At 33.8% G+C, this 12,927-nt stretch carries 12 protein-coding genes; 3 read left to right on the plus strand and 9 right to left on the minus strand.

Features of this window, described 5'->3' with window-relative positions; genetic code table 11:
- Window positions 1-52 precede the first annotated feature (52 nt).
- Complete coding sequence (locus B5X53_RS14315; RefSeq protein WP_079713916.1) at window positions 53-946, minus strand: hypothetical protein; 894 nt, start codon at window positions 944-946, stop codon at window positions 53-55.
- 201 nt (window positions 947-1,147) lie between these two features.
- Between B5X53_RS14315 and B5X53_RS14320 the strand changes: the two genes are divergently transcribed.
- From B5X53_RS14320 to B5X53_RS14330, 3 genes are read left to right on the plus strand one after another with little or no spacing between them, the layout of a single operon-like run.
- The gene (locus B5X53_RS14320) at window positions 1,148-3,220 is read left to right on the plus strand and encodes a glycoside hydrolase domain-containing protein (protein WP_079713917.1); all 2,073 of its coding nucleotides are present in this window, start codon (window positions 1,148-1,150) and stop codon (window positions 3,218-3,220) included.
- 45 nt (window positions 3,221-3,265) lie between these two features.
- Window positions 3,266-4,498 carry a purple acid phosphatase family protein gene (locus tag B5X53_RS14325; protein ID WP_079713918.1) on the plus strand — a complete coding sequence of 411 codons (1,233 nt, stop codon included), beginning with the start codon at window positions 3,266-3,268 and terminating at the stop codon, window positions 4,496-4,498.
- A 25-nt stretch (window positions 4,499-4,523) separates the two neighbouring features.
- Window positions 4,524-7,214: an alpha-L-rhamnosidase gene (locus tag B5X53_RS14330; protein ID WP_079713919.1), complete on the plus strand. Its 2,691-nt coding sequence runs from the start codon at window positions 4,524-4,526 to the stop codon at window positions 7,212-7,214.
- A gap of 764 nt (window positions 7,215-7,978) precedes the next feature.
- Here the strand turns inward: B5X53_RS14330 and B5X53_RS14340 are convergent.
- The 8 genes from B5X53_RS14340 to B5X53_RS14375 all read right to left on the minus strand — a co-directional run bounded on the left by B5X53_RS14340 (window position 7,979) and on the right by B5X53_RS14375 (window position 12,914).
- Entirely contained in the window at window positions 7,979-8,341 is a 363-nt protein-coding gene (locus B5X53_RS14340) for a HipA domain-containing protein (protein WP_232764060.1), read from the minus strand.
- A 131-nt stretch (window positions 8,342-8,472) separates the two neighbouring features.
- Window positions 8,473-8,661, minus strand: a complete 189-nt coding sequence (locus tag B5X53_RS19730; RefSeq protein ID WP_317042329.1) for a HipA N-terminal domain-containing protein — start codon at window positions 8,659-8,661, stop codon at window positions 8,473-8,475.
- Window positions 8,648-8,815: a helix-turn-helix domain-containing protein gene (locus B5X53_RS14350; protein WP_079713921.1), complete on the minus strand. Its 168-nt coding sequence runs from the start codon at window positions 8,813-8,815 to the stop codon at window positions 8,648-8,650. The genes B5X53_RS19730 and B5X53_RS14350 overlap by 14 nt, the downstream gene beginning before the upstream one ends.
- A gap of 199 nt (window positions 8,816-9,014) precedes the next feature.
- Window positions 9,015-9,350, minus strand: coding sequence for a DUF3667 domain-containing protein (locus B5X53_RS19670; protein WP_157822081.1), 336 nt, complete (start codon window positions 9,348-9,350; stop codon window positions 9,015-9,017).
- A 147-nt stretch (window positions 9,351-9,497) separates the two neighbouring features.
- Window positions 9,498-10,160, minus strand: a complete 663-nt coding sequence (locus B5X53_RS14360; protein ID WP_079713923.1) for a CPBP family intramembrane glutamic endopeptidase — start codon at window positions 10,158-10,160, stop codon at window positions 9,498-9,500.
- Window positions 10,161-10,284: 124 nt separating this feature from the next.
- Entirely contained in the window at window positions 10,285-11,121 is an 837-nt protein-coding gene (locus B5X53_RS14365) for a LytR/AlgR family response regulator transcription factor (protein WP_079713924.1), read from the minus strand.
- Window positions 11,122-11,500: 379 nt separating this feature from the next.
- Window positions 11,501-12,073, minus strand: coding sequence for a hypothetical protein (locus B5X53_RS14370; RefSeq protein WP_079713925.1), 573 nt, complete (start codon window positions 12,071-12,073; stop codon window positions 11,501-11,503).
- Window positions 12,074-12,173: 100 nt separating this feature from the next.
- The gene (locus tag B5X53_RS14375) at window positions 12,174-12,914 is read right to left on the minus strand and encodes a LytTR family DNA-binding domain-containing protein (RefSeq protein WP_079713926.1); all 741 of its coding nucleotides are present in this window, start codon (window positions 12,912-12,914) and stop codon (window positions 12,174-12,176) included.
- Window positions 12,915-12,927: the final 13 nt, after the last annotated feature.

The raw sequence follows: 12,927 nt of genomic DNA on the forward strand, positions 1-12,927 counted from the left end.
AAAAGACACTATCCAAAAATAATCGACCTGTTTATATTAACACACTTAATACCTACTTAATCTTCGGAAACCCAGTCATAGATATTTTATAATATATTGATTTAGCATTGTTTTTTTTAATTATATAATAAGTTAATAAAGGAATCAATCCGTGCGGAAGCCTGTATATAGTAGTAAACAAATATTGATGAAATATTATTGCTGAAAATTCATAGGTCAATCCACTAATTATCCTTGCGAAGGCGGTAAAAAAACCCCAAAAGACAGCATAAACTAATGCTATATTTGAAGTTTTAGGTAAAAAAATCAATATTGCTGCTAAAAAATCTAAACATCCAGCAATCAACAGAAAACTCATTGCCTGACCTTCAGTAATTGTCAAAATATTGATAACCATCGTCACGAAATTTCCTGGCACCGGATAAGGCCGTCCAACTGCATATAATCCATGGCTTATAAAAGTTAACGCTATAATCAATTTTAAAAATAAAATCCAGGTAAATTGCCTTTCTTTCAATTTAAAACACGCCAGAAGTGCTATTGGAGAACCAAATTGGATAGCATGTTCAAAAAACATGGCAAAATGGTAAAAATTACTTTTTGCCTGTAAAACAGCTAAAAAGATTAATGACCCAGCTCCGGTTCCGATAATATATTTTAAAACATCATAATTTTTTCTAGTGATGAAAACGCTTGCTATTCCACAGAAAAAATAAAAGAAACCTACACTAACAATTCCAATTTGTATTTTATTATCAATTGAAGTATTTGTTACATAATCCGCCCAATCCATCCTAAAAACACTTTTTATTATAGGGCTTAATATGGCTTCATCCCAGAGAAGAGATCTGTAAGGAGGATCATAAAAAATATGTTCATAAGCTCTTCCAAAAAAAACACAGACACAGCAAAATTTTAAAAGATTTAAAGTGCGCGTTATTGGCATAATTATTTATCTAGTTATTCATTTTTAGAAGTTAAAATTATAATTTATTTTGACTAAATCGTTTTAATAGCGATATTTATCCAATTTTAAATGGAAAAATAAAAGGATTTCAAATAGCTGTTTCTTTTTTAATATAAAAAGTTTTAAACAAGCCTCAAAGTATTGATCGCGCCTATCCGTTGAATATTCAAAAAATAATTAATGAGTTGTAAAAAGTCTATTTTATCAAGTTTATTATTTCTCGCATTTACCACCATTTTTTCACAGCAAAATTTCACGGAAAAAGTAAATGTTTTTCTGGGAACTTCTGGAGATTATGGTCAAATGTCACCAGCAGCATCCTATCCATTTAGTATGATGAGTATTAGCCCTCAAACAATCCCGCACAATCATACTGGATATGAATATTACGCAAAAAAATATATTGGCTTCACCCATACACGAATTGAAGGAGTGGGATGCACAGGTTCCGGAGGAAATATTTTAATTAGGCCATTCTCAGGTAATGACTATTCAAAAAATCTAATCAAAAAGTCTCAAACAGCAAGTCCCGGTAATTATTCTGTTTTTTTTGAAAATGGAATTAAAGCAAAGATAAACTCTGGTTTAAATTACGGAGTTAATAGTTTCACATTTCCAAAAAATAAAAATGGTGTTTACATAGATTTAGGCTTTGCACTTGCCGGACGATTTAAGGCTGAAGAACATCAAATAAAAAATGGATTAATAAAGGGTTGGATAGATACAGAGACAACCTGTAGCAGGGGTGTTTATAGGTTATATTTCGCAATAAAACTCCCTTCAGATTATGATTTAAAAAAATTAACAGAACATAAGTATATATTGAGCGGAGATTCTGATGAAATTCAAATACCCGTGGCATTTTCTTCAGTAAATAGTGAATATGCTGCGGAAAAAATTAAAAATAATCAATCTTTAAATTTGAAGGAAACTACTGAAAAGAAATGGAATGAGCTGTTAGGTAGGATTCAGGTAGAAGGAGAGAATGATAGAGAGAAATTGTTTTATTCACTACTTTATCGTGGACTGCAAGCTCCATTTCAAATTTCTGAAAATGACGGGAAATTCAGAGCCACAAATGGCTCAATTCAAACATCAAAAAATACAACTTATAACGGTTGGGCCATTTGGGATAATTATAGAGAGCAACTACCCATGCTTTCGCTTATGTACCCCGACAAATATGCCGATATTGTAAAATCTATTGCAAATCTTTATCGGTTTGGAAAACAAGAATGGGCAACCATGCATGAGCCGTCTCCAACGGTACGTACAGAACATGCATTAGTCGTTTTATTAGACGCAGTAAGAAAAGGTTATGATCTAAATTTAAAATCAATTAAGAAATCTTTAATGGAGGAAGCCAACAATCTAAAGTATGATTCACCGGATAAAGCTTTGGAAACTTCTTACGATAAATGGGCTATGGCCGGTCTGCTACACCAGATCAATGAAAAAGAACTGAGCTATAAATATTTAAAAGAATCCCAGAAATATAAAGAATTCTGGAAAAAAGATTTTAAAGACCTTTCCAGAAATGATGTAGATCAAATGCACGCTCGAGGACTTTATCAAGGTACAATTTGGCAGTACAGGTGGTTTGTCCCTTTCGACTTAAATGGTTTAAAAAAATTGGTTGGAGGAGAAGATAAATTTTTAGACCAGCTAGACCAGTTTTTTGAAGACTATAATTATAATCACGCTAATCAGCCTGATCTTCAAGTTCCAGGAATATACAATGCAACTAAAAAACCCTGGAAATCACAAAAACTTTTCCGTAAAATCCTGTTGGATACGATGGTGCAAACCTATTTTAATAATAACAGTAAAGGAATAGATTCTTATATAGGCAAGATATATAAAAACCAGCCCAGAGCTTATCTCAGAACTATGGATGACGACGCCGGAACAATGTCCTCATGGTTTGTTATGAGAAGTTTAGGCTTATCTGCAGCTAATGTGGGCTCACCTATATATTATCTAACAGCACCAATATTTAGGGAGTATACAATCACCTATAAAAATAATAAAGAATTTAAAGTCAAGGTCAATAATTATAATAAAGATTGGTTTTATATTAAATCGGCCAAACTAAACGGAAAAACCTTAAATAGAAATTGGCTTACTCATCAGGAAATTGTCAATGGAGGTTATCTTGAAATAGAACTTTCAAAAGAACCAAACAAGAAATGGGGACTACAAGATCAATTTGCAACCGATCTGGAACGGCCTTTTTCCCTACCATCAAAATAAAATCAAAAAAATAGATTTGTAATCCAATTTACTAAACTAATCATAATGAAGCATTTAACCCTCACCATAATATTCTCTTTTTTAACTTTCTATAGTATTGCTAAAAATAGCCGTTATAGAATTATTATAACAGATGACCCATCTTCAACCATAACAATAGCTTGGGATCAAATTTCTGGTCAAAATCCAAGAGTATATTATGGAATAACAGATGGAGGAATGTATAGTTCCAAATATTCCTTAAAAAAATCACCCGATAGAAAAGTCGACTATAAAGGAATGAATAATCATTTCGTTACACTAACCAAGCTTAATCCTGATACTAATTATTATTTTATTATTAAAGATAGTGAAGGTGTAAGTAAGAGATTTTGGTTTAAAACAGCTCCAAAAGACAATATAAGCATGTCTTTTATTTCCGGTGGTGATTCTCGGAATAACAGAGTACCCCGGATTGAAGCAAATAAATTGGTTGCAAAATTAAAACCCACAGCAGTATTTTTTGGCGGGGATATGACTAATAGTGGTTCAGAAGAAGAGTGGATTGAATGGATGGATGACTGGCAGCATACTATAGCTCTAGATGGCAGAATGTTCCCTATTTTACCAGCTAGAGGAAATCATGAAAGATCGAATAGTTCGATTTACAATCTCTTCAACACTCCTTCAAAAGCAGTCTATTATAACATCGTTTTCGGAAAAAATTTATTTTCCACATATACCTTAAATTCTGAAATAGCGGCTGGTGGAAATCAGTATGCATGGTTAAAGAAGAAAATTAAAAATGACAAGGCATTATGGAAATTTATACAGTATCATAAACCAATGCGCCCTCATCAATCTCATAAAGCAGAAGGAAATGATGAATACAATAACTGGGCAGAATTATTCTATAAAAACGGAGTTAACCTGGTAAGCGAATCGGATTCTCATGTTGTTAAAACTACCTACCCTATTAAACCATGTAATGGAGGAGAAGACTGTGACGAGGGCTTTGTACGAGATGATCAGAAAGGTACTGTATATGTTGGGGAAGGTTGCTGGGGAGCCCCATTAAGAAATAATGATGATGATAAAAGCTGGACTAAAAATTCAGGTTCATTTAATCAGTTTAAATGGATTACAGTTTCCAGAAAAGAAATAAAACTCCAAACCATAATTGTTGACAAGGCCAACCAGGTTTGCGAAAATTCAAATAGCACAAAGCTCGTAAAATTACCGTTTGGAGTAAAAGTATGGGAAAACGAGGGAGAAAGTATAGTTATCCGTAACCCATAAGAAACAAAATACATTTATACTTTATATGAAACTTAACTCTCTTACAACTGGCTTATTTATTTTACTCCTCCAGATCTTTGTTTCATGCCAGAAAGAGAAACCTAAAAACGTAAAAGTAGCTAGTCTAACTTCCGAGTACCTTAAAAACCCAATAGGCCTCGATACTGAAAAACCCAGGTTTAGATGGAAGCTAGAAACCGGAGATCAAGAGGTGCTGCAGGAAAACTATGAAATCTATGTGGGAACTGATTCTGTTGAGGTTTCCAACGGAAAGGGCAATTTTTGGCAATCAGGAGAACTAGCTGATGGTAGCAATCTAGCCATCTATGACGGAGAACCTTTAAAACCATTTACCAAATATTACTGGAGCGTTAGAATTGGTGTTGAAAACTCAAAGATTAATGCGATTTCAGAAGTCGCCAGTTTTGAAACCGGAATAATGAACGAAACTTGGAAAGGTTCGTGGATTACCGATGGAGAAGATATGGATTTAAAACCAGCACCCTATTTTAGAAAAGAAATTGATATCACTAAAGAGGTAAAAAAAGCTACTGCTTATATTACTGCTGCTGGATTATTTGAACTGCATATTAATGGTGATAAAATAGGGAATAATCGCTTAGACCCAACTTACACCCGCTATGATAAAAGAAACCTATATGTTACCCACGATGTAACAAAGCAAATTCAGGAAGAAGATGAAATTGCCCTTGGAGTTATTTTAGGAAATGGATGGTATAATCATCAATCTACCGCTGTATGGAATTTCCACGAAGCGGGGTGGCGTAACCGCCCCAGATTTTTAATGAACTTAAAGATTCAATATAAAGATGGGACTTCAGAAGATATTGTTACCGATAGCGACTGGAAAACCGCCACCGGCCCTATTATCTTTAATAGTATTTATACCGCCGAACATTATAATGCAAATTTAGAAGACTCTAACTGGAACTCTCCTAATTTTGAAGGTTCTGCATGGGAAAATGCGATAGAGACCGAAGCCCCTTCTAATAATATTGTGGCACAAAGCTTACATCCTGTAAGAAGTACAGAAGAAATTAAACCAGTTAGTGTACAAAAAATTAGTGATACGAAATACATCTTTGATTTGGGCCGTAATATTTCTGGGGTAAGCAAGATAAAACTCAAAGGAGAACCAAACACGGAATTAAGGATCACTCATGCGGAACAACTGGATAGTACTGGTGCCATTGACATGTCCAATATCGATGTACATTACAGGCCTACGGACGATTCTGACCCATTTCAAACCGATATTTTCACTTTAAAGGGGGATGGAGAAGAAACCTTTATGCCTAAATTCAACTATAAGGGCTTTCAATATGTGGAAGTAAAAAGTAATAAACCTGTTGAATTAAATAAAGAAAGCCTTACCGGTATGTTTATGCATAGTGATGTGCCGCAAGTGGGGAAAATTAAAAGCTCAAATGAGATAATAAATAAAATCTGGGAAGCCACCAATGCTTCATACTTATCTAACCTATTTGGCTACCCAACAGATTGCCCTCAGCGAGAAAAAAACGGGTGGACAGGGGATGCCCATATAGCCATAGAAACGGGTTTATATAATTATGACGGAATTACCGTGTATGAAAAATGGATGGATGACCATAGGGACGAGCAGCAGCCAAATGGGGTGTTGCCTTCTATTATCCCTACTTGGGGATGGGGGTATGATTGGGGGAATGGTCCGGATTGGACCAGTACCATCGCAATAATACCCTGGGAATTATACCAGTTTTATGGAGACAGTCGTGCATTGGAAGAAAATTACGATAATATAAAACTTTATGTAGATCATATTACAGAAATCAGTCCTTCTGGTTTGACAGACTGGGGATTGGGTGATTGGGTTCCTGTGGAGGATAAAACTCCGGTGGAATTAACCTCCTCTATCTACTATTATGTAGATGCAAATATTTTAGCAAAGACAGCCAAACTTCTTGGTAAAGAAGAGGATAATAGAAAGTATAGCGATCTGGCTGAAAAGATCAAACTAGCTATTAATGAGAAATACCTGAATAAAGAAACAGGTATCTATGGAAGTGGATTCCAGACAGAATTAAGCGCTCCATTATATTGGGGGATTGTTCCAACAAATCAAAAAGAACTAGTGGCGAAGAATCTTGCTGCAAAAGTAATAGAAGATGAGAAACATATTAATGTCGGCTTACTGGGATCAAAGACTATTTTAAATGCGCTTAGCGAAAATGGATATGAAGATCTCGCTTATGAGGTAGCATCGAGAGAGACATATCCTTCCTGGGGATGGTGGATAAAAAATGGCGCTACCACCCTATTGGAAAACTGGGATATTGGTGCAGATTCCGATCTTTCCAGGAATCATATCATGTTTGGAGAAGTTAGCGCCTGGTTTTTTAAAGCACTGGGAGGGATTTTTCCTGATCACGAAAATCCCGGATTTAAAAATGTAATTTTAAAACCAAATTTTGTAGATGACCTTGAAAATTTTGAGGCAAGGCATGATGGGCCATATGGTGAAATTATTTCCAAGTGGGAGAAACAGGAAGAAAATGTCGTAAAATATGAAGTATCTATCCCTCCTAATAGTACAGCTACGGTTCATTTAAAAGCTAAGAACATGCAGCTAAATGGAAAGGATGTTGAATCGGGAGAAAAAGCAAGATTTAATTTAAAGTCTGGAAAACACGAAATATTAATCTCCCTTCAATAGAATGTTGACCTTTCCATGCCATATGTAATTATAATCACGTTGGTTTCCTATCCAGGTTTCATTGTAATGCAAACAGGGATAGCCGATCAATTATTTTGGCTACGATTGCTGTAAGCAGTTGTCATGGCAAATATTTAATTCTTCACTTTTTTTAGCTTGACTAGAGATAAGTTTTTAGATACCTATGCTTGCCATATAAATTTCATTATAGGTGATAATGGTAACAATATTTTCTACCTCAGAACTATCTATAGGCTCCTGTTTTACCTTAACACAGCCAAAGTTCAATTTGCTTCAGATGAAAGTTTGAAAACTTTCAAGATTTTTGAATCTTTAGGAAAGAACAAATTTTGGAGTTTTCCAGATCATCATTTAATTTCTATTTATACTTGCCAATTTGTAAAGAATAATACAGATACCTAGGCCTATTATATTTTAGTCTAAAGGAATCTACAAAAACTTTACATTTGTACATAATAATCAAAATAAATCATACTGTTTCTTAATTACTCCAAAAATCATCCGGACTATTCAAACGTTAAAGTTTGTTAAAGCGAGACCAATTCGGTGACCAATAAATTTCACCCCTTTGGGAGGCCCTGCAAACACTATAAAGTCGAAATTTAGGTCGTTCCCTCCGACTCCATTAAAAAGCCTCGTAAGCCCAGTGTTTACGAGGCTTTTTAATTTGCGTTGACAAAATAGTTGACAGGTTCGATCTATTCGCTTGGTGATATATGATAACTTTCCAGAAGATAGTCTAATCAAAGAATGAGGAACAACATCAATATTAAATAATTGGCCATTTTCATTGTTACATGCTCATTGGCCGGCATTTCGGAAAAATCTTCTGAAGGTGGTTTAAATATATAGTTACCCCCTAAAGCGCCAACTACGGTAAGACGCTGATCTTTTCTATTATCCTCCAACACAGACATAGATAATTTAGGCTGCACACCAGGAACTGAAATTCTTCTTTCTACAACTTGTTGAGCCAGTTTGGCCATTTCCTGAATAGAATAGTCTATTCTAGGAGCTGTCTTTGTTCTAAAGAATTTTAGACTACATTCTTCGTGAAAATCTCCTCCTGTGGAAACTTCTTTATAACAATATAAACACTTACTCATTCTGCTCTGGTATTGGTTGCACACTCACAGCTCCTATACAATTTTGGTAGCACTCCAAAAGTATTCCCATTCGATCATTCCTATTGATTTCCAATTTTTCGAAGCTATATCTAGTAGCCAACCTTCCGGAATTAAACCTTCAAAAAATGCAAATAAGCGCTTATCCTTATACTCTTTCTTACTGGCATAGTGAAAGTTATGAACTGACTAGGGTGACGATTTAAGTATTCTTCATCATATTGAAATGTAAAAGTGCCATCGTCAGTTTCGGTCAATAACCCACAAAATAGATTATTATATAAAATTTTAGCCTGCCTCATTGCTCTCTCTATCTTTAAAACTTACGGGTACAAGTTTATGACCAAACATTTTTAAAACCTGATTGACCTTTTCCAGATTTAGATTCATTTTATTTTGCTCGATTTTTCGGATAACAGTTAATGCTACCCCTGCCCTTGCTGCAAGCTCCTCCATTATATGTTTTAACGTATAAATTTTATAAAAAATAAAAAATTATATGCTATAACATATAATACTAGTGTAATATGTTTTTTATATGTTTTAAAATACAAACTTATAAACCTGCGAAGACTCTATTAACAGTTTTTAAAAGAACTAATGTGATGGTACATATTAAATGTCTTAATATCCCGGTGTCCTTTAATACTCATAATTATTTTATCTGCCACTCCTGCGTCACGAAGTATAGTAACAAAAGTCCCCATCCAGCAATAAAAATAACCATGATAATATTCGCATAGTCATAATTTTCTTGTATCCATTGGGATATTGAAAGAGTCACCTTGTCTTCGTTCCCTGAAAATTGAGCGTAACCATCCTCAAAGTGAAAAATAGTATTGAATACAGTATAAATAAGAGACATTATTATTAAAAACACCACTGGTTTTACTAATCTATTTCTGTCTTCATTTAAAAAGTCTTTTATACTTCTCCCGGGGTTAGTGGCCAATTCTCGAACGGTAAATGGAAAACCTTTCTCAAAACTCAAGACAGAACGAAGTTCTTGAATTAAATACTTTCCATCAATTCTTTTTATTTTTTTTGAATTACCACAAATTGGGCAGTAATTATGAGTTACTTTAGATTTGAATTTATTACAGATTCCGGACCCTCTCTATTATAAGTCATGACAACATTACGCCAAACCAAAATAAATACAAATTATGGCAATGGAGTCAAAAAAACCATGTACAGCAATAACAAACCACAAATCGTATTTACGCAAGTAGAAAATCAAGGCCAATAGCCCCCCGACAATTCCTGTAACAAGCTGCCCTGTAATTCCCTGATAACTATGCAGAAAGCCAAAAAAAGCAGCAAGTAGCACAATATTAAGCACAATACTGACTTTGCTCTCTCCAAAGAATTTTACAAATTGTCGCATAAAATAGCCGCGAAAGATAATTTCTTCACCAAACCCCGCAGTTGCCCACACTAACAATAATGCAATTAAACAGGCTAGAAGATTTCCTCTCAATTGATCGAAACTTGAATAATCAATAGGAACTCCTGTGAGTTCTGTAATTCCAGGAACCAATGCGAAGACATAAAAAACAAAGAGTCCTAATGCCACTAATGGAGCAAATACTAAGATGTTTTTTACTGTGAATTTTTTCCGTTGAAACCCCAGGGCGGAAAACGGTTTTCCGTTATATTCTATATAATTAGCTATAATAATTAGTATTGATATAACAATGTTTTCTACGTAACTTAAACGTATGGGTCCAAACCATATAAAGCAGATGATTGCAATGGTGATGGAAGGAACTAATATTTGTCGGAAAGTGATGTTGTTCATTTTTTTATGATTCTAAATTCTAAGCTAAACAATGAACAAAATCTCTAAAAATCCCTTTGATTACATAGGTTTTTACTGAATGGTAATGAATTTATAACTGAATAGTCGGTACTTTTTGGCATCTTCATTGAAACCAATCCATAAATTCTTTTCGCTTGTAACGACTGATATGGATTTGAGCAATCGTATCGTTTTCAATGGAAGTTTTTAACCGAATACGCAACTTACCATTTTCAATCTTTTCAATTTGGTCAACAGCATCTTTGTGAATAATAGTTTTCCGATTGGCTCTAAAAAACAATTGATCGTTTATTTTTTCTTCAAGCTCATTCAATGTAAAATCGGTGCTAATTGTTGTGCCATCATTTTGAACCGTATACACAATTTTGTCCTCTATGTAAAAGCAAACAATATTTTCATAGGTAAGTTTCGTCATTTTCGCGCCGCTTTCAATAGTAATTTCAGCATTTTTTAAAGACAACTTATATAAATTGTATAGGTCTCTCGCATACAATAAACCCACGAGAATAAAACTCAATAATAAGGTGATGAGCAAACCAATTAATAAATAGTAGAACTCTGTATTTCCTCCTGCAACTATATTTATAATGATATTTAGAGGGATATACAAGATTATAATATAGCCTAGGGTAGACGCCATAAACCCCGCAATAGTGACCATTTCTACCTTTCTAGAGAAATGCTTTTTCTTGTAAAATTTAAAATTAAGATCAGCTATAATTCCAATGAGAATACATAAAGCAATAGACGACAGAAAACCTTCTATGGGAAATCTATACGATTCACCATCTGGAAAACTATCGCGCGATGCTAGATGATTTACCACTAAAGAGAAAATTGTAAATACCATTAAATACTGAAACCAACGCCACGCATAGCTACTGATAAATGTATGCCATAGTGTTCCTACTGTATTCTTGGATGGGTGCTTAGTACTCATGAATTAGAAGCTCTTTTTTGCTAGAGTCTAAAGTTAAGAAATACCTGGTTATGTAATTTTAAACTGAATCCCGTAAGTTTTAGGCTGAACTGCAACAAACCGATTAATTATGTAAGTGCGCCTTGAGAAATATGACCTTAAAAGAAGATGTTCTATAAGTTATTATTTAAGTTCCACCGATCTTGGCGATAATATGTGTCGTCCTGAAAAAACATTACAGTTTTTACTGTTAATCCTTATTTATAATTTACACCTTTTTATGATAATCCTAAATAAAGTTTACAACCTTATTTATGAAGGATTTGGATCAAGGAATAGATGATAGAATCTAAACCTGCAACCACTGAAAGTAAACCAAACAAAAGCTATGTCGCTTTCTTTATTTAATTTTAAAACGTTTTAGAGTGTATTTTTCTCTAAATAGAAGTAGTGCCAATCCAGTTGCAAATATGACGCAGCTTAATGCCATAAAGGATCCACTCTTAATTATAAAAAATGATAAACCTATTGCTGGTGCACCAATAATTACCATACTTGAACTTATTGGGTTTGTTTTAATGAAATTAGATGCGTGAATTGCCAGGCCCAGAAAAAGTAAAGAAGGGCCAATTATAATGAAAGGATAGAATATTGAGGGAGTATTGCTAATATGATTACTTAATTCCGCTTTACTAATTTCATCATTCCCAAAACTCCACATTATAAAATCGATTGTGCAAAGACCAATATGGGCAATAACTCCTAAAATTAATAAAAAGGAAGCTAATGAATGTATCTTGTTTTTTGGAAACACCTTGTTAAACGAAATCAGCAATACTGCTCCAATTAAATTGAACCAATGTGCAAAATCTATCGGTTTTTGAGCGAAGGCCCATTTTGCACCTTGTGAAAACAGGATATAGCTTATTACAAAAAGCACCAATCCAGTAAGACAAAGAGTTTTTAGTTTCATGTTTTATTAATTTTTTAGAGGGTAAAATTAAAATGAAACTTGAGTCCAAGTGAGTCTGAAAAGGATTAGGGATGAAATGTTTCGTTTTAGGTATGAAAAATTATAAAGATAATAGTTGATCTTTGTAATTTTTTGAAACTGGAAGTTCAATCTGTGTTAAATATATTGTATTGGAATTTTTCCATGACTTAAAATGTGATAGATTTATTAAATGTGAACGATGGATTTGAACTAAAATGTCAAAATCTTCTTGCATTTTTTTCAGGGAGTACCGAATGAGTTTTGATTTTAATTGACCGTTTTCCGTGTGGAAAATTTCAATATAATTTTGTGCATTGGAAACACATATTAAATCGGATTTTGTGATTCTTAGTAAATCTAATTTATTATCTCCCCTAATAGTCAGAATATCCTCTTTTACTGGAATAAGCTTAATTAGATACCTACGTGCTAAAATAATAACAGGCGCACTAATCAAGGCCAACTTGAGGAATATTATAGTAGTAAATTCCATAAAAGTGTATCCTCCTGCCAAAATCGGACTTTTGTAATAGACATATATGCCCAATAAATAAACTAGATAGAAAAGAATAAGACTGGCGATTTCAAAATGGATATTCCAGCTTGATAGTTTTAGGTATACACTTTTTTGAATTATGGCAAGCAAGGTATAAGAAAAAAAAGTCATTAGACTAAACCCTATACTTATTAACGCCCATAAACGAAAATTGAGAGTGCCATCATCAAATGGTCTAATAATAAAAGCAAAAATGAATGTCCAAATACCTATAAGGAAACCTATTATAATGTGATGTTTTATGGATGGATTTAATATACTCAATTATTTTACCCGT

Origin of the sequence: Salegentibacter salinarum, assembly GCF_900168115.1 — a bacterium.
In the GTDB taxonomy this organism is placed as follows: Bacteria; Bacteroidota; Bacteroidia; order Flavobacteriales; family Flavobacteriaceae; genus Salegentibacter; species Salegentibacter salinarum.

Bases quoted from the DNA above. Each gene is read 5' to 3' on its own strand.
- B5X53_RS14340 (WP_232764060.1), bottom strand. From the start codon at position 8,341: ATGAGTAAGTGTTTATATTGTTATAAAGAAGTTTCCACAGGAGGAGAT.
- B5X53_RS14315 (WP_079713916.1), bottom strand. From the start codon at position 946: ATGCCAATAACGCGCACTTTAAATCTTTTAAAATTTTGCTGTGTCTGT.
- B5X53_RS14350 (WP_079713921.1), bottom strand. From the start codon at position 8,815: ATGGAGGAGCTTGCAGCAAGGGCAGGGGTAGCATTAACTGTTATCCGA.
- B5X53_RS19730 (WP_317042329.1), bottom strand. From the start codon at position 8,661: ATGAGGCAGGCTAAAATTTTATATAATAATCTATTTTGTGGGTTATTG.
- B5X53_RS14330 (WP_079713919.1), top strand. From the start codon at position 4,524: ATGAAACTTAACTCTCTTACAACTGGCTTATTTATTTTACTCCTCCAG.
- B5X53_RS14360 (WP_079713923.1), bottom strand. From the start codon at position 10,160: ATGAACAACATCACTTTCCGACAAATATTAGTTCCTTCCATCACCATT.
- B5X53_RS14325 (WP_079713918.1), top strand. From the start codon at position 3,266: ATGAAGCATTTAACCCTCACCATAATATTCTCTTTTTTAACTTTCTAT.
- B5X53_RS14320 (WP_079713917.1), top strand. From the start codon at position 1,148: ATGAGTTGTAAAAAGTCTATTTTATCAAGTTTATTATTTCTCGCATTT.
- B5X53_RS14370 (WP_079713925.1), bottom strand. From the start codon at position 12,073: ATGAAACTAAAAACTCTTTGTCTTACTGGATTGGTGCTTTTTGTAATA.
- B5X53_RS14365 (WP_079713924.1), bottom strand. From the start codon at position 11,121: ATGAGTACTAAGCACCCATCCAAGAATACAGTAGGAACACTATGGCAT.